Below are 23024 nucleotides of genomic sequence, written 5' to 3' on the forward strand. Positions count from 1 at the left end.
GAGGGTGCCGGCTGGGCGGAGGCTGGTGGCCGGCTGAATGCGCGGGTTGGCGGAGTGCGCCGGTCGGCTGAAAGGGCTCGCTGAAGGCGGTAGCCGGCTGGGGGCAGTGAGGTGCGGCAGTCCCCGCCGACCGGGGGCGAGGGCCGGCCGAACGGCCTGGGCTGGCTGAGGGCGGTGGCTGACTGAGGGCCGGTGGCCGGCCGAGGGCGGTGCCCGGTCGAACGCGGGCCGGCTGAAGGCGGTGGCTGGCTGAGGGCGGTGGCCGGCTGGAGGCGGTCGTCCGCTGAGATGCGTCGCGCGCGGGTCAGGGCGCGCACGCTGCGGCTGGCTGAGGGTGCTGGCCGGCCGAACGCGCGGGGCTGGCTGAGGGCGGTGGGGGCGGCTGTGGGGCGGGGAAGCCGCGGCGTGTGCATCGGGGGTGCGTACGCCGCGGCCGGTCTCAGCTGGTCGCCGTGGTCACCAAGGCGCTGCCGCTGCCCGTCCGCCCCGTGATGAACAGGGACGCCTCGCCCTCCGGCGGCGTGTCCGACACGGCCAGGTCGCTGCGCGCCGACCCGGAGCTGGACACCAGGTCGACCTGCGCCGCCACCCCCGGCCGCACGCCCACTCGCACGTCACCCGAGCCGGTACCCATCTGGATCTTCCCGGACGCCGCGTCGGCGACCGTGACGTCACCGCTGCCCGTCCGCACCTGCACGTCGTTCTGCACAGCCCCGAGCCACACGTGCCCGGTGCCGGTGTAGAGCACGGTGTTCCCACCGACCGACGACACCTCGATGTCGCCACTGCCGGTCTTCGCCCGCAGCCCACCCAGCATCGGCCCGAGCCGCAGCTTGCCGGAACCCGAGTTGACCTGCGACGACGCGTCCGCCCGGTCCACCGTGACGTCACCCGTGCCGGTCTGGATGTCCAACCGCCCGGCGGCACCCGTCACGGTCACGTCCGCCGCTCCCGCCTTGGCGATGACGTGCGATCCGATCGGCGCGCGCACGGTGACGCCCAACGGCACCGCGCGCAACGGCAGCGCCTTGGACGACTGCACCTTCAACCGGCTGCCGGACATCTCCAGCCGGGCGTCCCGCACGGCCTCCGACGCTCCGGCCGGCTGCGAGCCCCCGTTGCCGAACTGGTCGTTCACCCAGGTCAGCAGTCCGGACAGCCCGGCCGTCCACGACTCGCCCTGCGACGGGTCGTGCTTCACCTCGACGTGCACCCCCGGCTCGTCCACCAGGTGCACCCGCACCCGGCCGGCGAGCAGCGCCACGTCGATCTCCACGACGCCGTCGACCTCGAAGCTCTGCTGACGCACCACGTCCGATTCCATGATCCCCCCTCAGCCCTGGACCCAGCCGCGGACGCGGGACGACGAGCCGCCGTCCCCGTGGTCCTTCGGCGGACCCCAGTGCTTGTGGCCGCCACCGTGGCCGCCCCGACGTCCGCCGACCGCGCCCTGCACGGCCTGCGCCACGAATGTGTTCAGCGACATGCCCTGTGCCGCGGCGGCCTGTTCCGCCTTGGCCTTCAGCTCGTCCAGCAGCCGCAGCGTGACGCGCGTGGCGTCACCGGCGGAGGGCCGGGGAACTTCCTGCGGCTCGGGTTCGTGTTCTTCCCGAGCGGCCGTGCCGGTGACGACCACCTGCACGTCCCGTCCGTCCAACCGCACGTCGACGACGGGGCCGTCGAGGGCCGCGGTGACCTCCGCGGCCAGGTCGGACAGTGCGTTCATGAGCGCGAGCCGCGCGGCGGGCTCCAGGGCTGCGGACAGCAGGGCCGCGGTGCGCCGGGTGTTGTCGTCCCCGGCGGACGCGGCGGTCGCGAGGTCCTCGCGCAGTGCTGCGATGTACGGCGACAGATCCATGACACCACCATGACGTCAAAACTGACATCAGTCAAGGAGTGTCTGACGTCGCCCGTGGCGGCACGCCGACGGCCGCACGCCGGCACACCGATGGCCGCACGGCGGGCGCGGGTGACTTCGGTCAGGGGGCGCTCGTAGCTTCGGTTAGGGTTCGGGCCATGGCTGAGACGGTGGCGCCTAAGGTGCAGTTGATCGCGAAGACGGAGTTCTTCCCCCCGGACGGCGTCCCGTGGTCCACCGACGCCGACGGTGGCGAGGCGCTCGCCGAGTTCGCGGGACGCGCCTGCTACCAGTCGTGGACCAAGCCGAACCCGGCCACCGCCACGAACGCCGGCTACATCAAGCACATCATCGAGGTCGGCCACCTCTCGGTGCTGGAGCACGGCTCGGTCACCTTCTACATGACCGGCATCTCCCGCTCCCTGACGCACGAGCTGATCCGGCACCGCCACTTCTCGTACTCGCAGCTGTCCCAGCGGTACGTGCCCGAGCGCAACGCCGCCATGGTCGAGCCGGACGTCATCGCGAACGACCCGGAGCTGCACGAGAAGTTCCTCGCCGCCGCGCAGGCGAGCGTCGACGCCTACAACGAGCTGCTGAAGGGCCTGGAGGAGAAGTTCTCCGACGTCCCCAGCGCCACGCTCCGGCGCAAGCAGGCCCGCCAGGCGGCCCGCGCGATCCTGCCCAACGCCACCGAGACCCGCATCGTGGTGACCGGCAACTACCGCGCGTGGCGGCACTTCATCGCCATGCGCGCCACCGAGCACGCCGACGTGGAGATCCGCGCCCTGGCCGTGGAGTGCCTGCGCCAGCTCCAGAAGGCGGCGGCCAACGTGTTCGCCGACTTCGCCATCTCCACCCTGTCCGACGGCACCGAGGTCGCCTCCAGCCCGCTGGTCACCGAAGGCTGACGACCGGTGAAGCGGCTGATCGTCGACGTCCGGCCGGGTGAGTACACGGTCGCCCGGCTGGCCGCGGACGCGCCGGTCCCGACCGGTCTGCTCGACGCGCCGGGCCTCGTGTCGGTGACCAGGACGCCCGACGAGCTGTCCATCGTGTGCCCGAGCGAGGTGGCGCCGCGGGCGGTGACCGCTCAGCCCGGTTGGCGGTTGCTGACCGTGCGCGGTCCGCTGGAGTTCACCCTGACGGGGATCATGGCGGCGTTGTCGGGTGAACTGGCGGCGGCGGGGGTGAGCCTGTTCGCCGTGTCCACTTACGACACGGACCACCTGCTGGTGAAGGCGGGCGACCTGGCCCGCGCGGTGCAGGCCCTGCGCGCGTCCGGTCACGAAGTCACGAAACCGTGAAACCGGGCCGGGCTTCGCGAGGTCTGAAGTAGCGTCCGCCCGGTCCGCGGTCGGGTTTCGAGGAGTGACGGTGACTGGTCCCCAAGGTGTGAGCGCCCAACCCCGCGTCATCGCGGGCAGGTACACCCTGCTCGCCGAGCTCGGACGCGGTGGCATGGGCGTCGTGTGGCGCGCCCAGGACAACGTGATCGGTCGCCACGTCGCGATCAAGGAGCTGCACCTGCCCGACGGCATCGCGCCCGAGGAGCGCCGGGTGCTGGAGGAGCGGGTCCTCCGCGAGGCGCGCACGGCGGGCCGGCTGAACGACCCGGGTGTCGTCACCGTCTTCGACGTGGTCGCCGAGAACGGCATGAACTACATCGTGATGGAGCTGGTCGAGGCGGCCACGCTCTCCACGCTCATCAACGCGCACGGCCCGATGCCGCAGGACCGGGTCGTCTCGATGGCCACCCAGGCGCTGTCCGCTTTGGACTCCGCGCACCAGGCGGGCATCGTGCACCGGGACGTCAAGCCCGGCAACCTGATGATCACGCCCGCGGGTCGGGTGAAGCTGACCGACTTCGGCATCGCCCAGGCCGTCGACGACCCGCGGCTGACCACGGCCGGCAGCCTCATCGGCTCGCCCGCCTACATGTCGCCGGAACGCATCCACGGCCACGAGGCCTCGCCCGCGTCCGACCTGTGGGCGCTGGGCGCGACGCTCTGCTACGCCGTCGAGGGCGTCAACCCGTACGAGCGCTCGTCCACCGCGTCCACCCTGCACGCGATCATGAACGAGGTGCCGCGGCTGACCAGGGCGCACGGCGCGCTCGGCGCGGTGATCACGGGCCTGCTGATGCCCGACCCGAACGCCCGGCTGTCCGGCCCGCAGGCACGCGCCATGCTGGAGCGCGCCGCCGCCCAGCCGACGCCGCCGACGGGTTTCGGCGCGCCGCCGAACTCGACCATGCACTACACCGCGCCGACCGCCGTGCGGAAGCCGTGGTTGAAGAACGCGCTGATCGCCGGCGGTGCCCTGGCCGCGGTCGCGCTGCTGGTCGCGGGCGTGTTCCTGGGCCGCTGGATGTTCACCGACTCGCCGCCCGCCGCGATGGCCGAGACCATCACCTACGGTTCCGACGGCACGATGACCGCGAGCCAGTTCGAGCTGCGCGACGGGCAGTGCGGCGACAACTTCGTCGAGCAGAACGTCACGGTGAACTCCACCACTTGCGAGGACAAGCACCGGGTCGAGGTCTACGCCGTCGGCTCGCCGTTCGGCTCGTCGGACAAGCGCGCCTACCCCGAGGGCGAGTGGATGCGGGAGTACGCGGAGCGCTTCTGCACGCTGCACTTCATGTCCGACCGCGTCCCGGTGGAGGACAAGGCCGACAAGTTCCGCTACGTCGCCGTGGTGCCGACGGGGAAGCAGTGGAAGGCGGACCCCAGCGATTCGGACGACAAGGGCAGCCGCGAGGTGTTCTGCGTGCTGTGGAACGCGGACAAGACCGAACTGTCCGAACAGGTGTACGCAGAGTAGGCCCGCTGTAGGTGCTGTCGTCGCAGCTTGCGGAGGGTGACGCGGTAGATTTCCGGCTATGACCGGAAGTCCTACCGCCTCGCCCGGCCGACCCTTCGGCCGCGTGCTCACCGCCATGGTCACCCCGTTCGACGCCCGCGGGGCGGTGGACCTGGACAAGGCGCAACAGCTCGCCGAGCACCTCGTCGGGCTGGGCAACGACGGTCTCGTGCTCAACGGCACCACCGGCGAGAGCCCCACCACGAGCGACGCCGAGAAGGCCGACCTCATCCGCGCCGTGGTCGAGGCGGTCGGCGACCGCGTGACCGTGGTGAGCGGCGCCGGCACGTACGACACCGCGCACAGCGTGCACTTGGCCAAGGAGGCCGAGGCGGCGGGCGCGCACGGCCTGCTGCTGGTCACGCCGTACTACTCGCGGCCGACCCAGGAGGGCGTGTACGCGCACTTCACCACCATCGCCGACCAGGTCGGCGTGCCGGTGATGCTGTACGACATCCCGCCGCGGACCGTCATCCCCATCGACGTGGAGACCCTGCTGCGGCTCGCCGAGCACCCCCGGATCGTGGCCGTGAAGGACGCCAAGGGCGATTTGCTCGCGGGCAGCAAGGTCATCGCCGGCACCGACCTGGCCTACTACTCCGGTGACGACCCGCTGAACCTGCCCTGGCTGTCGGTCGGCGCGGTCGGCTTCGTCAGCGTCATCTCGCACTTCGCCGCGGACCGGCTGCGCGACATGCTCGTCGCCCACGAGTCCGGTGACGCCGCCGGCGCGACCGCGATCCACCACTCGCTGCTGCCGCTGCTGCGGCCCTTCAGCCGGATGCCCGGCGTCACCTACGCGAAGACCGCGCTGCGTGTGCGCGGACTCGACGTGGGCGACCCGAGGCTGCCGCTGGTACCCGCTTCAACCGAGGACATCGAGGCCGTCGAGGCCGAATTGGGAGTCAACGCGTGATCAACCCGAACTCACCCCCGCCCGCACTGCCAGACGGAGCCCTTCGCCTCGTCGCACTGGGCGGGATTGGCGAGATCGGCCGCAACATGACGGTGTTCGAGCACGCCGGCCGGCTGCTCGTCGTGGACTGCGGCGTGCTGTTCCCCGAGGACGACCAGCCGGGCGTCGACCTGATCCTGCCGGACTTCCGGGCCATCGAGGACCGGCTGGACGACATCGAGGCCGTGGTCCTGACGCACGGCCACGAGGACCACATCGGCGCGGTGCCGTTCCTGCTCAAGCTGCGCCCCGACGTGCCCGTGGTCGGATCGAGGCTCACCCTGGCGCTGCTCGCGGCCAAGTGCCGGGAACACCGCCAGACGCCGCGGCTGGTGGAGATCGGCGACGGCGAGCGGCGCTCGTTCGGGCCGTACGACCTGGAGTTCTTCCCGGTCAACCACTCCATCCCGGACGCCGTCGCGGTCGCCATCCGCACGTCCGCCGGCCTGGTGCTGCACACCGGCGACATCAAGCTCGACCAGCTGCCGCTCGACGGCAGGCTGACCGACCTGGCCGGGTTCTCCCGGCTCGGCGACGAGGGAGTCGACCTGTTCCTGGTCGACTCGACCAACGCCGAGGTGCCCGGGTTCGTGGTGCCGGAGCGCGAGATCGGGCCGGTGCTGGAGAACGTCATCCGCAAGGCCAACCAGCGCGTGATCGTGGCGTGCTTCGCCTCGCACGTGCACCGCGTGCAGCAGGTGCTGGACGTGGCGGTGCAGTACAATCGGCGGGTCGCGCTGGTCGGCCGGTCGATGGTGCGCAACATGGGCATCGCGTCCGAGCTGGGCTACCTGCGGGTGCCGGAGGGCCTGTTCGTCGACCTCAACGAGGCCATGGACATGCCCGAGGACCGGGTGCTGTTCGTGTCCACCGGGTCGCAGGGCGAGCCGCTGTCGGCGCTGTCCCGGATGGCGCGCGGCGAGCACCGGCAGATCTCGATCAAGGCCGGCGACACGATCGTGCTGGCGTCGTCGCTGATCCCGGGCAACGAGAACGCGGTGTTCGGCGTGGTCAACGGCCTGGCGCGGCTCGGTGCGACGGTCGTGCACCAGGGCAACGCCAAGGTGCACGTGTCCGGCCACTCTCCGGCCGGCGAGCTGCTGTTCCTGTACAACGCGGTGCGGCCGTCGAACGTCATGCCGGTGCACGGCGAGTGGCGGCACCTGCGGGCGAACGCGGCACTGGCCGTGGCGACCGGGGTGGACGAGGAGCGGGTGGTCATCGCCGAGGACGGCGTGGTGGTCGACCTGGTCGACGGCAAGGCCGCGATCAGCGGCAAGGTCGAGGTCGGGCACGTCTACGTGGACGGGCTTTCCGTCGGCGACGTCGGCGAGTCGACCCTGTCCGACCGGCTGGTGCTCGGCGAGGGCGGGTTCATCGCGATCACCGTCGCCGTGGACTCCACCAACGGCCGCGCGGTGGCGCCGCCGACCGTGTCCGGGCGCGGGTTCTCCGACGACCCGAAAGCCCTGGACCAGGCCATCTCCCTGGTGGAGATGGAGCTGTCCCGCACGGAGGCCGAGGGGATCACCGACTCGCACCGCATCGCGCAGGCCGTGCGCCGCGTGGTGGGCCGCTGGGTCGCCGAGACCTACCGCCGCCGTCCGATGATCGTGCCGACCATCATCCCGGTGAACTGACGCGGGACGAGCCGAGCCGGCACCGGACCCCGGTGCCGGCTCGTCCGTCGGTGGAGCGCTACTCCGGCCGCCAGGGGCTCTTGCCCGTCGTGGGCCGGGTCGGGTCGTGGAACTTCGGCAGGTCCGGCTCGCCGATCCGCAACGGCACCAGGCCCGTCGTGATCGCGCGCATGATCCGCTCGTGCGCCCGCCGCGCGTCACCCGGCTTGCCGTCCTCCAGCCCCGACAGGTCCACGGGCTTGCCGAAGTGCACCTTGAACGTCGGCCGCCGCCGCATCCCGCGCAGGTACGACGTGAGGTACGGCTTGACGTCCTCCCACCCGTCGACGTGGGTGTTGCCCCAGTACACGGCCTCGTGCGCACCCCACTGGCTGACCGGGACCACCGGGATGCCGCCGCTGAGCGCCAACCTGGCCGCACCGGTCTTGCCCCGCTCCGGCCACAGCCCGGGATCGAGGCTCACCCGGCCCTCCGGGTACAGCGCGATCGGGTCGCCGCCGCGGCGCAGGGCCTCGACGGTGCGGTGGTAGGCGTCGCCGACGTCCGCCGCCGCCCGGTCCACCCGCAGGTGGCCGGAGCCGCGCAGCAGGGGACCGAGGACCGGTGCGTCGAGCAGACCGCCCGCGAGCAGGAAGCGCGGCGCGACACCGATCCGGCGGCACGCCGCGATCAGCACGAACGGGTCGAGGTTGCCGATGTGGTTGGACGCGAGCAGCAGGGGACGTCCCCTGAGGTCCGCCGGGATGTCGCCGGTGACTTCGAGTCGTCCGCTGAGGCCGACGACCCCTTGGTCGACTGCGGTCAGCACGCGCCACAGCAGTGGTGTGGGCACAGCGCGAAAGGCTACGGCGTGTCGAGGTGTCGGCGCACCGCATTCCGGGCAACTATGGAGGACCGGCAGCGCACGTCACGTCGAGCGTGACCGTTGGGGCTGGTGGGGCTCGAGGGACTACCGTATGCACATGGCCGGCCGACCTGGGACCACGCGCAAGGGCTCGACCCGCACCACCGGATCCGGGGCGAAGTCCGGGTCCGGCGCGTCCCGTCCAGCCGCCAAGCGGGCACCGGCCAAACGGGCACCGGCCAAGCGTGCGCCCGCCAAGCGCCCGCCGGCGAAGCGTTCGGCGGCGAAGAAGTCCTCCGGTTCCGTCGGCAAGGTGTGGGGCGTGCTCGGCCGCGGTGTCGGCTCGGTGGTCCGCGCGGTGGGCCGTGGCAAGGAACTCGATCCCGCGCACCGCCGTGACGGCCTGGCGCTGGTGCTGATCGCGCTGGCCGTGATCACCGCCGCGGGTGTGTGGTGGCAGGCGGGCGGACCGGTCGGCCAGTGGGTCGACGTCGCCGTGCGCAGCTCCGTCGGCGGTCCCGCGGTGATCCTGCCGGTGGTGCTGCTGGCGATCGGCGTGACGCTCATGCGCACCGACCCGAACACCGAAGCCCGGCCGCGCCTCGTGATCGGCGCGATCCTCGTCACCGTCGGCTTCCTCGGCATGTTCCACCTCGTCGGCGGCCTGCCGATGGACCCGATCGCCCGCCGCGACGCCGGTGGCGCCCTCGGCTACCTCGCCGGCGGTTTCCTCGCGCAGGGCCTCACCCCGTGGGTCGCCGGACCGCTGCTGGTGCTGATCTTCGGCTACGGCGTGCTGCTGCTGGTGCACGTGCCGATCCGCGAGGTGCCCGCGCGACTCGGCGGCTTGCTGCACCGCAAGCCGGAACCCGCCGACGGCTTCGAGGACGACGAGCCGGAACCGGAGCCCGACGAGAAGCCGGTCAAGCTGCGCCGCCCGTCCCGCAGCCGCCGCCAGGCCGTCGCCGTCCCCGACGAGCAGCCCGAGCTGCCGCTGGACGAAGAGCCGCCCCTGCCGTCCCCGCCGCCCGCGAAGCCCGCGCCCAAGCCGAAGGCCACCCCGGACAGCACGAAGACGGCCGCGCTCGCCGTGCGCGCGGTGGAGGGCGACTACCGGCTGCCGCCGCCCACCATCCTCAAGGACGGCGACGCGCCGAAGGCCCGCAGCAAGGCCAACGACCTGATGATCGAGGCCATCACCGGCGTGCTCGACCAGTTCTCCATCGACGCGCAGGTCACCGGCTTCACCCGCGGCCCGACGGTCACCCGGTACGAGGTGGAGCTCGGGCCGGGCGTGAAGGTCGAGAAGATCACCGCGCTGACCAAGAACATCGCCTACGCGGTGGCCACCGACAACGTCCGGCTGCTCGCCCCGATCCCCGGCAAGTCCGCGGTCGGCATCGAGGTCCCCAACAGCGACCGCGAGATGGTGCGGCTCGGCGACGTGCTGCGCTCGCCGTCCACGGTCAACGACAACCACCCGATGGTGATCGGGCTGGGCAAGGACATCGAGGGCCACTTCGTCACCGCGAACCTGACCAAGATGCCGCACCTGCTGGTCGCGGGCTCCACCGGTTCCGGCAAGTCCAGCTTCGTGAACTCGATGCTGGTGTCGCTGCTGGCGCGGGCCACGCCGGAGGAGGTGCGGATGATCCTCATCGACCCGAAGATGGTCGAGCTGACGCCGTACGAGGGCATCCCGCACCTGATCACGCCCATCATCACCCAGCCGAAGAAGGCCGCCGCCGCGCTGGCCTGGCTGGTAGAGGAGATGGAGCAGCGCTACCAGGACATGCAGGTCAACCGGGTCCGGCACATCGACGACTTCAACCGCAAGGTCAAGTCGGGTGAGATCGCCGCGCCACCGGGCAGCGAACGCGTCTACCGGCCGTACCCGTACATCATGGCGATCGTGGACGAGCTGGCCGACCTGATGATGACCGCGCCGCGCGACGTCGAGGACGCGATCGTCCGGATCACGCAGAAGGCGCGTGCGGCGGGCATCCACCTGGTGCTGGCGACGCAGCGGCCGTCGGTGGACGTGGTGACCGGTCTGATCAAGACCAACGTGCCGTCACGGCTGGCGTTCGCCACGTCGTCGCTGACCGACTCGCGGGTCATCCTGGACCAGCCGGGCGCGGAGAAGCTGATCGGCATGGGCGACGGCCTGTACCTGCCGATGGGCGCCTCGAAGCCGGTGCGCGTGCAGGGCGCGTACGTCGGGGACGACGAGATCTCCGAGATCGTCGACTTCGCCAAGACCCAGGCGCAGCCCGAGTACACGGACGGCGTCACGGCGGCGAAGGCGAGCGAGAAGAAGGACATCGACGCCGACATCGGTGACGACCTGGAACTGCTGATCCAGGCGGCGGAGCTGATCGTCACGTCCCAGTTCGGCTCGACGTCGATGCTGCAGCGCAAGCTGCGCGTGGGCTTCGCCAAGGCGGGACGGCTGATGGACCTGCTGGAGACGCGCGGCGTCGTCGGCCCGTCGGAGGGCTCGAAGGCCCGCGACGTGCTGATCAAACCGGACGAGCTGGACTCACTCGTCTACCTGATCCGCGGCGGTTCGGGGCCCGACGACGCAGACGAGGACTGATCCGCCCGTCGAAATCGTCCCCCCGCCGGAAATGGCGGCGGGGGAACGTTCACGACGGCGTCAGCTGGCGCCGAACTGGCGCACCGCGCTGTAGTAGGCGTCCGCGGTCCGGTTGCAGGACCAGTTGCCCGCGCACTGGTGGTACATGTCCGACTTGAAGTTGTTGTCGATCCGCAGCCGGGTCGTCTCGTTGAACCGGCCCTGCCGCTTGTAGTTGCGGTAGCCGAAGTCGTGCCGGTGGCAGGCCGGCAGGAACTGGAAGCCGAACGGGTTGTCCGGCGACCAGGAACAGCCGTCCGACGACCAGTCGAGCTGGGTGCTGTACGGCCGCTGCGTGCGGATGGACGAGAACTGCGCAAGGGACTTGTTGAACATGTAGTCGTCGGTCACCGCCGGAGCGTTGATGGCGGCCTGACCGACACCGGCGCCCACCAGCAGGGCGAGTGAGGCGACCAAGACTGCGAACGTGTTGCGCAGGGATTTCGCGAGCACTGTGCTTCCCCTCGGTTCAAAGGTTTGAGGGTTTGTACCGGTCGCTGATCAACGGGCACCAGCCCCGATCGGCTCACTCCGTCTCAATTACGGGTGAACTCCCGGCCGCGGGCGATCACGGCGGCCGACCGGACCGGCTGGTTCCGCAATTCGGGCGGTGCCAACACTTCAGCGCCCGCCGCGGGGATGCCGTCGAGGTGCGGCAAGGCCGTTCGGAGGCGCGATGACTGGGCCGCTGAGCCTGCTCCGACTGGGCCGAACCACCTTCCGCGTTGGGCTTTTCCGGCCAACGTCGATTGGTCTGCCGGTACGAGTGCCGGTGACAGCGCGGGTTCGGCGTCTGCGGGTTGGACTTCGCGCAGCCGTAGCCAGTCGCGGCCGTGACCGGGTGCGGCAGTGGTCAGGTCGCGCGCCGGCGGTAGTACTCCGACACCCACGGCCCGATCAGGCACACCGCCAGCGCGTACGCGAACACCACCGGCCACACCAGCACGCCGAGCCAGGACGACGCGGACCGCACCAGCAGGTACTCGGCGACGAACAGCAGCACCCAGAACACCAGCCGCTTCACCCCGGACCGCAACGGGTGCCGGTCGATCGACCGGTCGTACCGGTACCCCGCCCACAGCCCGACCACCGCGCCGATGGCCGCGATCACGTCACGCTCCGGTGCGCCGGCACGAGGGCGGTCATCCGGCCGTCTCGTCGTGGTCGTCGCCCCGGTCGAGGAACCGCAGGATCGTCGGCTCGTCGGGGATCCCGTCGTCCTCCTCGGTGTCGATGAGGCGTTCGGCGATGGGCACCGGTTCTTCGACCCAGGCGGGCTTGAAGTCGTCGCTGGGCAGCAGTTGGTGGCGGCGGGCGAACTCCTCGGCCGCGTCCCGGATCGACTCGCGCAACGTGCCGATCACGACGGTCTCGGCGGTGTAGGTCAGCTCCACGAGGAGTGCGCGCATGCGGTCGAGCTGGTCGTCCTGGTCCGCGTTCTCGGCCAGCTGCGGCCACAGGTGGCGCTCGAACACCTCGACGAAGTCGGCCGCGATGCCGTCGGTGGCCGTGCGCAGGTTCGCGAACTTGTCCAGCACGACGTCGCTGGGGACGCTCAGCGCGGCGAGCCGGTTGCCCGAGTCCAGCGCCCAGCGGCGGACGTGAGGCCAGCCGCGTCGCCACCGGACCAGGCCCAGGTGCACGGCGCGGCGCAGGACGCGGGGGCGGATGTCGCCCATCGGGACCAGGCGGCTGATGTCGCGGACCTTGATCCGGACCCAGTCGTCGGGGCCTTCCGCCTCACCGAGGCCCAGCACCGCCGCGACGCTCGCGCCCTTCTCGCGCGCCTTCACCAGTTCGGCGATCGCGGGCAGCGAGAAGCCGCGCGACTGGAGGCGTTGGACGAGGGTGAGGCGTTCCAGGTGGGAGGCGTTGTAGTAGGCGACCCGGCCCTGCCTGCGGGGTGGGTGCAGCACGCCCTTGGTCTGGTACATGCGGATGGTGCTGCCCGGTAGACCGACCCGGACCGCCAGCTCGTCGACCGTCCACTGCTCCACGGCGCCGATCTTGGTGGGTCGGCGTTGGTCGAGTCAAGACTCTTCGAGTGTTTGCTCGAAGAGTTACAGGTGCAGGAGCATCCGGGAGTTGCCCAGGGTGTTGGGCTTCACGTACGAGAGGTCCAGGAACTCGGCCACGCCCTCGTCGGCCGACCGCATGATCTCCTCGTAGACCTCCGGCGACACCGGCGTGCCGTCGATCTCCACGAAGCCGTGCTTGCCGAAGAAGGCCGTCTCGAAGGTGAGGACGAACAGGCGTTCCAGCTGGAGCTCGCGGGCGGTCTCGATGAGCCGGTGCACGATCCGGTGGCCGACCCCGCGCCCCAACGCCACCGGCGCCACCGCGACCGTGCGGATCTCGGCCAGGTCCTCCCACAGCACGTGCAGGGCGCCGCACCCGAGGACCACGCCGTCCTCCTCGGCGACCCAGAACTCCTGGATGTCCTCGAACAGCGTCACCAGCGGCTTGGCCAGCAGCACCTTGCCCGCGTACGCGTCGATGAGGGCTTTCATCGCCCGCACGTCGCCGGTGCGGGCGCGACGCACGTTGATCGGGTCGTTCACGGTGCAAACGTAACCTTCGGGTGCCACGGACTCCTACTCGGCGTTCGACGTGGTGAAATATCTCCTGTCCACCCGCTTGGGCCGCCTTTGTGCGGTTTACTGGCACGGAACGGGCTGGAACTTCACTGTCGGAGGTGTCGGGTGCTCCGGAGCTTCAGGATGGGCAACCACCGGTCGTTCCGCGACGAGCAGGAGCTCTTGCTCATGCCCGTGTACGTGAAGGACCGCGAGGTGCTGCCGGTCGCGGCGGTCTACGGCGCCAACGCGTCGGGCAAGTCGAACCTCCTGGACGGCCTGAAGTTCATGGCCGACGCGGTCCGGGACTCGTTCGCCCAGTGGCGACCGGGCGGCGGGGTGCCGCGCAGGCCGTTCAAGCTCGACCCGACCACCCGCGACAGGCCGTCCGTTTTCGTGGTCGACCTGGTGCTGGGCGGCGTCCGGTACACGTACGGGTTCGAAGTCGACGACCGGCACGTGCTCGCCGAGTGGTTGTACAGCTATCCCGAGAAGCGGAAGAGAGTGCTTTTCGACCGTTCAGGGGACAGCGTGAAATTCGGCACGACCGTGGCCGATGTCGGCGCCAAGGTGGAAGTCCTCGAATCGCTGCTCAGATCGGACTCCTTGTTCCTCAGCCTGGCCGGTCGGTCGAACCTGGCCGTGCTCCAGCCGGTGTACCGGTGGTTCGTGGACCAGTTGGTCTTCCGGCTTTCCGATGACGACTCGGCGAATCTGGAGGCCAGGATCGCCGACTTCATGCTGGCGAACCCGGGTCTGCGGGATCGCGTGGTCGGGCTGTTGGGCGCCGCCGATCTGGGTATAACCGATATCGCGGTCGTCGTCGATCCCGCCACGGACGACGGCGTGGAGATTCGCGCAGCGGAGGACGTGGTCGTGAAGGCCAGGGCTTCACTCCGGTTGGCGGAAGCCGACCTGGAGGAGGTCGAAGCGGAGATGAAGAGGATCGGCAAGGGGTCGGGTCTCGCTGCGCGGCGGAGGATGTTGCGAGGGCGTGTGGACGCCGCGGCACGTGATTACGGTGAAGCGCACCGGAACATCCGGCGCACGCTGGCGGCAGCCGACCGTGCTCGCAGGGAGATCCAGTTGGCGCACGGGGTCATCGGTGAGCCGTTCCGGCTTGACGACGAGTCGGCGGGCACGCTCTCGTGGCTCTCCCTGCTGCCGACAGTGCTGACCGTGCTCGACGAAGGCGGTGTGCTGGTCATCGATGAGATCGATGCCAGCCTGCACTCCCTGCTGTCGGCGCGTCTGGTGGCCCTGTTCAACGATCGGGAAGTGAACGCGGCCGGGGGCCAGTTGATCTTCACGACGCACGATGCGACGTTGCTGAACCCGCCGCTGGCGGACGAAGTGCTGGACCGTGACGAGGTGTGGTTCGTCGAGAAGAGTCCGGCCGGCGTGAGCACGCTCTACCCGCTCACCGATTTCAAACCGCGTCGGGAGGACAACCTGGAGCGGCGCTATCTCGCGGGCCAGTACGGCGGCGTGCCGAACGTGTACGGGGAATTGTTCGCGGAAGCCGTGCGAGGTGGCGGCATTGACGGCGAGGCGTGAGAACTCGCAGCGCCGTTCGAGGGGGACGCGCGCTCCGCGCCGGAGCAACTTGCTGGTGGTCAGTGGCGGCGAGAAGACCGAGAGCCAGTACTTCTCCGGCCTCCGCCTGACCCGGCGGGTGCCCATCACGGTGAAGTACAAGGTCGATGCGCCGCACAACCTGGTCGGGTACGCCGCCAGGTTGCGCGACCAGTACCGCGAGGAATTCGAGGCGGTGTGGTGTGTCGTCGACGTCGACGAGTTCGACATACCGGCCGCCGTGCGACTGGCAGACAGGCTGCAGGTGAACCTCGCGGTGTCGAACCCGTGTTTCGAGGTATGGCTGCTCCTGCACTTCGCGGACCACCGCGCGCACGTCACCGACTACCGAGCCGCACGTGACCTGCTGGCCCGGCACGTTCCCGGTTACGACAAGAAACTGGACTTCGCCGCCTTCGACCCGCGCGTGGAGGACGCCATGGCGCGTGCCGCGCTGCTGGGTCCGGGTAATCCGTCAACCGGTGTCGGCCGACTCGTCGGAGCAGTGCTCCGCCGCTGACCGCACCGGGCCGGACGGCGACGGCCTCCGCGCCGGTTACCCTGAGCACCGTGTCTTCCCCCACCACGTCCAAGCGCGTCGCCATGCTGACCCTCGGGTGCGCCCGCAACGAAGTCGACTCCGAAGAGCTGGCCGGCCGCCTCACCGCCGGCGGCTGGGAGCTGGTCGACGACGAGGCCGACGTGGTCGTGGTGAACACCTGCGGCTTCGTGGAGTCCGCGAAGAAGGACTCCGTGGACACGCTCCTCGCCGCCGCGGACAGCGGCGCGAAGGTGGTCGCGGTCGGGTGCATGGCCGAGCGGTACGGCGCGGAGCTCGCCGACAGCCTGCCCGAGGCGAACGCCGTGCTCGGCTTCGACCACTACACCGACCTCGCCGACCGGCTGGACGACGTCCTCGCAGGTCAGAGCATCGAGTCCCACAAGCCGGTCGACCGGCGCACGCTGCTCCCGCTCACCCCCGTGCAACGCCAGAAGGCCGCCGAGGACGTCCAGGTGCCCGGTCACGGCTGGGGCCCGCGCGTCCTGCGCACCCGCCTGACCGACACCCCCGTCGCCCCGCTGAAGATCGCCTCCGGCTGCGACCGCCGCTGCTCGTTCTGCGCGATCCCGTCGTTCCGCGGCGCCTTCGTGTCCCGTCACCCGGACGAGGTGGTGGCCGAGGCGGTGTGGCTGGCCGAGCAGGGCGTCCGCGAGGTCTTCCTGGTCTCGGAGAACTCCACCTCCTACGCCAAGGACCTGCCGCGCGAGCTGGGCGGCCTCGAGCAGCTGCTGGAGCGGCTGGCGGCGGTGCCCGGCATCGACCGGGTCCGGGTGTCGTACCTCCAGCCGGCCGAGACGAAGCCCACCCTGGTCAAGGCCATCGCCACCACCGAGGGCGTGGCCGACTACTTCGACATGTCCTTCCAGCACTCCAGCGAGGCCGTCCTCCGCCGGATGCGCCGGTTCGGGTCGACCGAGTCGTTCCTCGGCCTGGTCGAGCAGATCCGCTCGCTCGCGCCGCGCGCCGGCATCCGCAGCAACGTCATCGTCGGCTTCCCCGGTGAGACCGAGGAGGACGTGGCCGAGCTGGAGCGCTTCCTCACCGCCGCCCGGCTGGACGCGGTCGGCGTGTTCGGCTACTCCGACGAGGACGGCACCGAGGCCGAGAACCTGCCGGACAAGCTGGACGCCGACACCGTCGCCGAGCGCGTCGCCCGCATCTCGAACCTGGTCGAGGAGCTGATCTCGCAGCGCGCGGAGGACCGCGTGGGCGAGGAGGTCGTCGTCCTGGTCGAGACCGAGGAGGACGACGAGAACGACTGCCTCGGCCGGGCCGCCCACCAGGCGCCCGAGGTCGACGGCGAGTGCGTGGTCACGAACGCCGACGGCCTGAAGGTCGGCGACCTGGTCCGCTGCCGGGTGGACGCGTCCGAGGGCGTCGACCTGGTCGTCACAGCGATCGAGGTGCTGCCGAGGTGACCGAGCCCGCGCGCGTGCCGGTGCTGAACATCGCCAACGTGCTGACGATGTCCCGGCTGGTGCTCGTGCCGGTGTTCCTCTACTTCCTCTTCGCCGAGGACGGCCACCAGTCCTGGTGGCGGCTGTGGGCGTTCGGCGTGTTCGCCCTCGCGTCGGTCACCGACCACGTGGACGGCAACCTGGCCCGCAAGCACGGCCTGATCACCGACTTCGGCAAGATCGCCGACCCGATCGCGGACAAGGCGCTGACCGGCGCCGCGCTGGTCGGGCTGAGCCTGCTGGGCGAGCTGCCGTGGTGGGTGACGATCGTCATCGCGGTGCGCGAGGTCGGCGTGACGCTGCTGCGCTTCTGGGTCATCCGGCACGGCGTGATCCCGGCCAGCCGCGGCGGTAAGGCCAAGACGCTCGTGCAGATCGTCGCCATCGGCCTGTACATCCTGCCGCTGCCGGCGTGGCTGGACGTGGTCGCGGTGGTCACCATGGGCGCGGCCGTCGTGCTGACCGTCGTCACCGGCGTCGACTACGTGGTCCGCGCCATCCGGCTGCGGGCCAGGGGCAAGCGGGCGGTGGCCGGGGCGTGAGCGCGGAGGACGTCGTCCGGGCGCTCCTGGCGCGCGGCGAGACGGTCGCCACCGCCGAATCACTCACGGCGGGCATGGTGACGGTCGAGCTGACGTCCGTGCCCGGCTCCAGCGCCGTGGTGCGCGGCGGGCTCGTGGTCTACGCGACCGACCTCAAGCACGCGCTCGCGGGCGTGGACGGCGCGCTGCTGGCCGAACACGGCGCGGTGCACCCCGAGGTGGCCAGGCAGCTCGCCGAGGGCGCACGGGAGCGCTGCGGGGCGACGTGGGGTCTCGGGCTCACGGGAGTGGCCGGTCCGGACCCCCAGGACGGGGTCGCGCCGGGCACCGTCCACATCGGTTTGTCCGGTTCATCCGGTTCTTGGGTGGAATCGCTCACTCTCGGTGGTGACCGCCGAGAAGTCCGCGAAAGATCCGCGGCGGCGGCCCTCGACCTGCTGCTGGCCACCCTGAAGATCCCCGTCGAGTGACGTGAACAGGGCGTTTCCCGTCACACCCGGCTGCGCTCGCGGGAACTTACCCGCGAGTTCACTCGTTCGCCCTTGGCGGACGTGTCCGGAAGTCACTGCCCGTCGACGGAACGGGTCGGTAACGTGGTGGCACGGCCGGCCGGAAGGAGGCGCGCGATGACCGTGCTGCTACGCGAGGCGATCGGTGATCGGCTCCGCCATGCCCGCACCACCCAACGCCGCACGCTGCGCGAGGTCTCCAGGACCGCCCGCGTCAGCCTGGGGTACCTCTCCGAGGTGGAGCGTGGCCGCAAGGAGGCGTCCAGCGAGCTGTTGGCCGCGATCTGCGAAGCGTTGGACCTGCCCCTGTCGGAGCTGCTGCACCTGGTCGCCTCGGACATCGGCGCGATCCAGCAGCCGGTGCCCACCCCTGCCGAGCTCGCGGAGCGGGCCGTTCCCGCGCCGGCGGGCCTGGAGGGCGGCACGATGGTGCCGGCGGTAATCGGCAACGACCTGTCCGACTTGCGGCTCCAGCCCGTGCTCACGCACCGGCTGTCCACCTCGATCAGCAAGCCGCGCAACGCGGTGGTGGCGGCGTAACCGCAGCGCACCCGTGGAAAGCCGAGCCGGTCCGACCGGCTCGGCTTTCGGCGTTCCCCGGCAGCCGTTCCCCGGCACGCGTGCAACGACTTGGCATCCGCGGCCGGGGTCGCCGCGTCGGCCGGAAGGCGGACGGGCAGGATGACCATGCCGACGAAAGTCAGGGGGTGACTCAGGGTGAACCCGGATATCTCCCCAGGTCGGTGGAAGCAGCGCGGGACAACTGACACGATGGAACCAACACCGGCACCGGGTCGTTGCCAATCACGAGCGCGAGCCAGGGAAGTGCGGAGAAGGCAGGCGTAGGAGATGGCCAACCCTTTCGTGAAGGCATGGAAGTACTTCATGGCGGCGTTCTCGTCCAAGATCGACGAGCACGCCGACCCGAAGGTGCAGATCCAGCAGGCCATCGAGGAGGCCCAGCGCCAGCACCAGGCGTTGTCCCAGCAGGCCGCCGCGGTGATCGGCAACCAGCGCCAGCTCGAGATGAAGCTCAACCGCCAGCTGGGTGAGGTGGAAAAGCTTCAGGCCTCCGCACGCCAGGCGCTCGTGCTCGCCGACGAGGCGCGCGGCAAGGGCGACGAGGCGCGGGCGACGCAGTTCGAGACCGCGGCGCAGGGCTTCGCCACCCAGCTGGTCACCGCCGAGCAGAGCATCGAGGACCTGAAGACGCTGCACGACCAGGCGTTGCAGGCGGCGACGCAGGCGAAGCAGGCCGTCGAGCGCAACGCGATGGTGCTCCAGACCAAGCTCGCCGAGCGCACCAAGCTGCTCAGCCAGCTGGAGCAGGCGAAGATGCAGGAGCAGGTCTCCCACTCGCTGCGCCAGATGACCGAGCTGGCCGCGCCGGGCAACACGCCGTCGCTCGAGGAGGTCCGCGACAAGATCGAGAAGCGGTACACCACCGCCCTCGGGTCCGCGGAGCTGGCGCAGAACTCGGTGCAGGGCCGGATGCTGGAGGTCCAGCAGTCGACCACCGAGATGGCGGGCCACTCCCGGTTGGAGCAGATCCGTGCGTCGATGGCGGGCGGCAAGGTCGCCGGCGAGGTGACGAGCGGTCAGCCGGCGAGCGCGAGCGCGAGCATCCAGCAGGAGATCCAGCAGCGGGTGCAGCAGACGCAGGCGCAGCCGACCCAGCAGATGCAGCAGAACCCGCCGGCGAGCCAGGGCTGAGAGGGTGGCGTCCGCGATGGATCCCCGGCGGAAGGTGGCCGGTGAGATCGCCAAGGTCATCGGCGGTCAGTTGCAGGGGCAGATCCTCCAGGGGCAACTCGCGGACCAGGTGAAACGGCGGTACGCCGCCTGGAACGACCCGCGCGCGAAGCTCGATCGGCAGTACCGCCGGTCGAGCCGCGTGCTCACCTTCTGGCTGATCGTGCTGGCCCTCCTCGCGGTGGTCGGCACGCTCACCATCGCCGGTGTGCTGGCCGAGGGCGTCGGGATCGGCGCGGCCCTCGGCTTCGCCGGCACGTCGGTGCTGGCGGTGCGCACGAAGTTGAAGCTGGGGCGCATCGACGCCGAGCGCAAGCAGTTGGCGGCGGCTCCGGCGCCCGTGCCGCTGCCCGCCCGTTCCTCGGCGGCCCGTCAGCCGATGGAACGGCTGGAGGACGCCGAGGACACGTTGCGGGAGCTGCTGCGCCAGCTCGACTCGGACGCGCTGACGTCCGTGCCGACCGACTCGGTCGAGCAGGCCCGCGCCACCGGGGCCGAGGCCGCGTCCGCGATCCGGGCCGTGTCGCACCAGTTGCAGGCGGTGGAACGGGCCCGTGACACGGCGCCGCCGCTGGACCGCGCACCGCTCGTGGAGGGCGTGAGAAGGCTGCGCGCCCAGCTGGACGAGGGTGTGGACGGCTACTGCGGGCTCGTCGCCGCAGCCGGCCGGGTGCTCGCCGAGAGCACCGCGTCCGACCCGCGGCAGGTGCTGGACGACGCGGCGGACCACCTCGCCGGGCTGGCGTCCGCGCTGCGCGAGCTGTCCCGCTGAACGGCGGCACGGGTCCATCTGCACGAACCCCGATTACCTCACGTTGCGTAGCGGAGTTCCGCTGACTCGATCGTGGTGCTGGCGTACGTTGCTGCGATCGTGTGATTATCAGACCGTTACATAGCCGCAGCCACTACTTGGCGTGGCAGGATCCCTTGGTCGGACAGCGTGGTCCGTCCTGGTCGCCGGGGAGGTCATTGAGTGGCGTTGTGGACCGTGCACGGTGATGGCCGCCCGATCGACGGTGACGCCATCGCGCCGCAGGAGCGGCCCAGTTGGCCGCGCACCATCGGTTTCGGCGCCCAGCACCTCGTCGCGATGGCAGGCGCCACGATCCTCGTTCCCGCCACCACCGGTCTCCCGGTCAGCACCACGCTGCTGTTCTCCGGCGTCGGCACCCTGCTGTTCCTGCTGATCACCCGCAACCGGGTGCCGAGCTACCTCGGTGCGTCGTTCGCGTTCATCGCGCCGCTGTCCGCCGCGCGTGACGAGGGCATCGCCGCGCAGCTCGGGGGAGTGCTGGCCGCCGGGCTGCTGGTGATCATCATCGGGGTCGCGGTGAAGGCGCTGGGCGTGCGGCTGCTGGAGGCCGTGATGCCGCCGGTGGTGACCGGCGCGGTGGTCGTGCTGATCGGCCTCAACCTGTCCCACCGGGCCACCGACTCGTTCGCCGAGCAACCGCTGCCCGCCGCGGTGACGATGGGCATCATCCTGCTGTGCGGCGTGCTCGGCCGCGGTTCGCTCTTCCGGTTCTCGGTGCTCATCGGCGTGGTCGTCGGCTGGGTGCTCGGCCTCTCGCTCGGCCTGGTCGACCTGGACGCGGTCGGCGCGGCGGCATGGTTCGGGCTGCCCGAGTTCCACGCGCCGGAACTGCGCCCGTCGGTCACGCTGCTGGTGCTGCCGGTGGTGATCGTGCTGGTCGCGGAGAATGTCGGCCACGTCAAGGCGGTCGGCGCGCTGACCGGCCGCAACCTCGACGGCAACGTCGGCGACTCGATCATCGCCAACGGGGTGTCCACCGCGCTGGCGGGCCTCGGCGGCGGCACGGGCACGTCGACGTACTCCGAGAACATCGGCGTGATGGGCGTGACCAAGGTCTTCTCCACCGCCGCCTACGCGGTGACGGGTGTGGCGGCGGTGGTCATGTCGTTCTCGCCGAAGGTGACGGCGGTGCTCGCGACCATCCCGGCGGGCGTGGTCGGCGGTGCGACGCTGGTGCTGTTCGGCCTGATCAGCCTGGTCGGCGTGCGGGTGTGGATGGACAACCGGGTCGACCTCGCCAACCCCGGCAACGCGCTGGTCGGCGGCGCGGCCCTGGTCGCCGGGGTGGGCGACCTGACGCTCCAGGTGGGCGACATGGAGCTGGGCGGCCTGGTGTGGGGCTCGCTGCTCGTCGTGATCCTGCACCCCGTGCTGCGCTCGCTGCGCGCCGCCCGCCGGTCCTGATCGGCCTGATCAGGCGCACGCCTTGTTGATGCGGTAGATCAGCCCGGGGCCCTCGTAGATGAACGCGGTGTAGATCTGGAGCAGGCTGGCGCCCGCGTCGAGCATGCGCTTGGCGTCGTCCACGCTCGCGATGCCGCCCACGCCGATGATCGGCAGCCGGCCGTCGGTCTCCTTGCTGACGAACCGCACCACCTCGCGGGCGCGTTCGGTCAGCGGCTTGCCGCTCAGCCCACCCGCCTCCTCGGCCAGGTGCCGGTCGGCCGGCGCCAGACCGTCCCGCGACAGCGTGGTGTTGGTCGCGATCAGGCCGCTGACCTCGTGCGCGTCGCACACCTCCAGCAGCTCGGCGATGGCCTCGTCGGTCAGGTCGGGCGCGATCTTGACCAGGATCGGCTTGCGCGGTGCCGACCCGGCCAGCTCGTCCGCGGTGGTGTTGAGGGCGGACAGCAGCTCCGTCAACGCGGTCCGGTCCTGGAGGCTGCGCAGACCCGGCGTGTTGGGCGAGCTGATGTTGATCGCGAAGTAGTCGCCGTGCCGGTACAGCGCGCGCAGGGACGTCCGGTAGTCCTCCACCGCGTCCTCGACCGGCGTCACCTTGGACTTGCCCAGGCTGATGCCCAGCGGCACGGGCAGCGGGCCGAGGCGGTCCAGCCGGTTGGCCAGCTCCTGCGCGCCGTCGTTGTTGAAGCCCATCCGGTTGATGATCGCTTCGCTCTCGCGCAGCCGGAACAGGCGTGGCTGGGGGTTGCCCGGCTGCGGGTGCCTGGTGACCGTGCCGACCTCGACGAACCCGAACCCGAGCGCGGGCCACGCGGGCAGCGCCCGGCCGTTCTTGTCCAGACCGGCGGCCAGCCCGACCGGGCCCGGGAACCGCACGCCGAACACCGTGCGCTCCGCAGCCGACTGCCGCGGCACGATCTTCGCCGCCGGGCTCACCAGCTCCAGCAGGCCGAGCGTGGTCTCGTGGACCCGCTCCGCGTCCCCACCGTGCATCCGGAACAACGCCTTGCGCACCACGCTCTTGTAGACCACG

General features: G+C 70.8%; 23 protein-coding genes. 15 read left to right on the top strand and 8 right to left on the bottom strand.

Annotated features, from left to right (window positions below):
- Positions 1-439 precede the first annotated feature (439 nt).
- Complete coding sequence (locus tag OQ02_RS08625) at positions 440-1324, bottom strand: DUF4097 family beta strand repeat-containing protein (protein ID WP_033437717.1); 885 nt, start codon at positions 1322-1324, stop codon at positions 440-442.
- Positions 1325-1333: 9 nt separating this feature from the next.
- Positions 1334-1858 carry a toxin-antitoxin system HicB family antitoxin gene (locus OQ02_RS08630; protein ID WP_033437718.1) on the bottom strand — a complete coding sequence of 175 codons (525 nt, stop codon included), beginning with the start codon at positions 1856-1858 and terminating at the stop codon, positions 1334-1336.
- Between the two features lie 158 nt (positions 1859-2016).
- Between OQ02_RS08630 and thyX the strand changes: the two genes are divergently transcribed.
- From thyX to OQ02_RS08655, 5 genes are all read left to right on the top strand, one after another.
- Positions 2017-2769 carry an FAD-dependent thymidylate synthase gene (thyX, locus tag OQ02_RS08635; protein WP_033437719.1) on the top strand — a complete coding sequence of 251 codons (753 nt, stop codon included), beginning with the start codon at positions 2017-2019 and terminating at the stop codon, positions 2767-2769.
- A 6-nt stretch (positions 2770-2775) separates the two neighbouring features.
- On the top strand, positions 2776-3165 hold the full coding sequence (locus OQ02_RS08640; protein ID WP_033437720.1) for an ACT domain-containing protein: 390 nt from the start codon (positions 2776-2778) through the stop codon (positions 3163-3165).
- 70 nt (positions 3166-3235) lie between these two features.
- Positions 3236-4684 (top strand): serine/threonine-protein kinase, encoded by a 1449-nt coding sequence (locus OQ02_RS08645; RefSeq protein ID WP_033437999.1) that lies wholly within the window; start codon positions 3236-3238, stop codon positions 4682-4684.
- A gap of 58 nt (positions 4685-4742) precedes the next feature.
- The gene (dapA, locus tag OQ02_RS08650) at positions 4743-5639 is read left to right on the top strand and encodes a 4-hydroxy-tetrahydrodipicolinate synthase (RefSeq protein ID WP_033437721.1); all 897 of its coding nucleotides are present in this window, start codon (positions 4743-4745) and stop codon (positions 5637-5639) included.
- A complete protein-coding gene (locus OQ02_RS08655; protein ID WP_033437722.1) occupies positions 5636-7318 on the top strand; it encodes a ribonuclease J in 1683 nt (560 codons plus the stop codon). Before dapA ends, OQ02_RS08655 begins: the two co-directional genes overlap by 4 nt.
- A 58-nt stretch (positions 7319-7376) precedes the next feature.
- Here OQ02_RS08655 and OQ02_RS08660 read toward each other — a convergent pair whose 3' ends face one another.
- On the bottom strand, positions 7377-8150 hold the full coding sequence (locus OQ02_RS08660) for a lysophospholipid acyltransferase family protein (RefSeq protein WP_033437723.1): 774 nt from the start codon (positions 8148-8150) through the stop codon (positions 7377-7379).
- 130 nt (positions 8151-8280) lie between these two features.
- Between OQ02_RS08660 and OQ02_RS08665 the strand changes: the two genes are divergently transcribed.
- Positions 8281-10761: a DNA translocase FtsK gene (locus OQ02_RS08665; RefSeq protein ID WP_033438000.1), complete on the top strand. Its 2481-nt coding sequence runs from the start codon at positions 8281-8283 to the stop codon at positions 10759-10761.
- A gap of 60 nt (positions 10762-10821) precedes the next feature.
- On the opposite strand, the gene OQ02_RS08670 is transcribed toward OQ02_RS08665, so the two are convergent.
- The 4 genes from OQ02_RS08670 to OQ02_RS08685 all read right to left on the bottom strand — a co-directional run bounded on the left by OQ02_RS08670 (position 10822) and on the right by OQ02_RS08685 (position 13361).
- A complete protein-coding gene (locus tag OQ02_RS08670; protein WP_231499917.1) occupies positions 10822-11217 on the bottom strand; it encodes a phospholipase in 396 nt (131 codons plus the stop codon).
- 436 nt (positions 11218-11653) lie between these two features.
- On the bottom strand, positions 11654-11911 hold the full coding sequence (locus OQ02_RS08675; RefSeq protein WP_033437725.1) for a hypothetical protein: 258 nt from the start codon (positions 11909-11911) through the stop codon (positions 11654-11656).
- A gap of 31 nt (positions 11912-11942) precedes the next feature.
- On the bottom strand, positions 11943-12797 hold the full coding sequence (locus OQ02_RS08680; RefSeq protein WP_051772046.1) for a MerR family transcriptional regulator: 855 nt from the start codon (positions 12795-12797) through the stop codon (positions 11943-11945).
- Between the two features lie 63 nt (positions 12798-12860).
- Positions 12861-13361 carry an amino-acid N-acetyltransferase gene (locus OQ02_RS08685; RefSeq protein ID WP_033437727.1) on the bottom strand — a complete coding sequence of 167 codons (501 nt, stop codon included), beginning with the start codon at positions 13359-13361 and terminating at the stop codon, positions 12861-12863.
- A 141-nt stretch (positions 13362-13502) separates the two neighbouring features.
- Between OQ02_RS08685 and OQ02_RS08690 the strand changes: the two genes are divergently transcribed.
- From OQ02_RS08690 to OQ02_RS08730, 9 genes are all read left to right on the top strand, one after another.
- Positions 13503-14933 (top strand): AAA family ATPase, encoded by a 1431-nt coding sequence (locus OQ02_RS08690; RefSeq protein WP_033437728.1) that lies wholly within the window; start codon positions 13503-13505, stop codon positions 14931-14933.
- Between the two features lie 55 nt (positions 14934-14988).
- Entirely contained in the window at positions 14989-15471 is a 483-nt protein-coding gene (locus OQ02_RS08695; protein WP_033438001.1) for an RloB family protein, read from the top strand.
- Positions 15472-15554: 83 nt separating this feature from the next.
- Positions 15555-16931: a 30S ribosomal protein S12 methylthiotransferase RimO gene (gene rimO / locus OQ02_RS08700; RefSeq protein ID WP_051772048.1), complete on the top strand. Its 1377-nt coding sequence runs from the start codon at positions 15555-15557 to the stop codon at positions 16929-16931.
- 47 nt (positions 16932-16978) lie between these two features.
- Positions 16979-17512 carry a CDP-diacylglycerol--glycerol-3-phosphate 3-phosphatidyltransferase gene (gene pgsA, locus OQ02_RS08705; RefSeq protein WP_231499934.1) on the top strand — a complete coding sequence of 178 codons (534 nt, stop codon included), beginning with the start codon at positions 16979-16981 and terminating at the stop codon, positions 17510-17512.
- Positions 17509-17982 (top strand): CinA family protein, encoded by a 474-nt coding sequence (locus tag OQ02_RS08710; RefSeq protein ID WP_033437731.1) that lies wholly within the window; start codon positions 17509-17511, stop codon positions 17980-17982. The genes pgsA and OQ02_RS08710 overlap by 4 nt, the downstream gene beginning before the upstream one ends.
- A gap of 156 nt (positions 17983-18138) precedes the next feature.
- Positions 18139-18561: a helix-turn-helix domain-containing protein gene (locus tag OQ02_RS08715; RefSeq protein WP_033437732.1), complete on the top strand. Its 423-nt coding sequence runs from the start codon at positions 18139-18141 to the stop codon at positions 18559-18561.
- Positions 18562-18870: 309 nt separating this feature from the next.
- The gene (locus OQ02_RS08720) at positions 18871-19734 is read left to right on the top strand and encodes a PspA/IM30 family protein (RefSeq protein ID WP_033437733.1); all 864 of its coding nucleotides are present in this window, start codon (positions 18871-18873) and stop codon (positions 19732-19734) included.
- A gap of 16 nt (positions 19735-19750) precedes the next feature.
- Positions 19751-20545 (top strand): phage shock envelope stress response protein PspM, encoded by a 795-nt coding sequence (gene pspM / locus OQ02_RS08725; protein ID WP_033438002.1) that lies wholly within the window; start codon positions 19751-19753, stop codon positions 20543-20545.
- A 201-nt stretch (positions 20546-20746) separates the two neighbouring features.
- Positions 20747-21991 (top strand): uracil-xanthine permease family protein, encoded by a 1245-nt coding sequence (locus tag OQ02_RS08730; RefSeq protein ID WP_033437734.1) that lies wholly within the window; start codon positions 20747-20749, stop codon positions 21989-21991.
- 9 nt (positions 21992-22000) lie between these two features.
- Here OQ02_RS08730 and OQ02_RS08735 read toward each other — a convergent pair whose 3' ends face one another.
- Positions 22001-23023 carry a quinone-dependent dihydroorotate dehydrogenase gene (locus OQ02_RS08735; RefSeq protein WP_033437735.1) on the bottom strand — a complete coding sequence of 341 codons (1023 nt, stop codon included), beginning with the start codon at positions 23021-23023 and terminating at the stop codon, positions 22001-22003.
- Position 23024: the final 1 nt, after the last annotated feature.

The sequence above is a fragment of the Saccharothrix sp. NRRL B-16314 genome, from assembly GCF_000716595.1.
GTDB lineage: Bacteria > Actinomycetota > Actinomycetes > Mycobacteriales > Pseudonocardiaceae > Actinosynnema.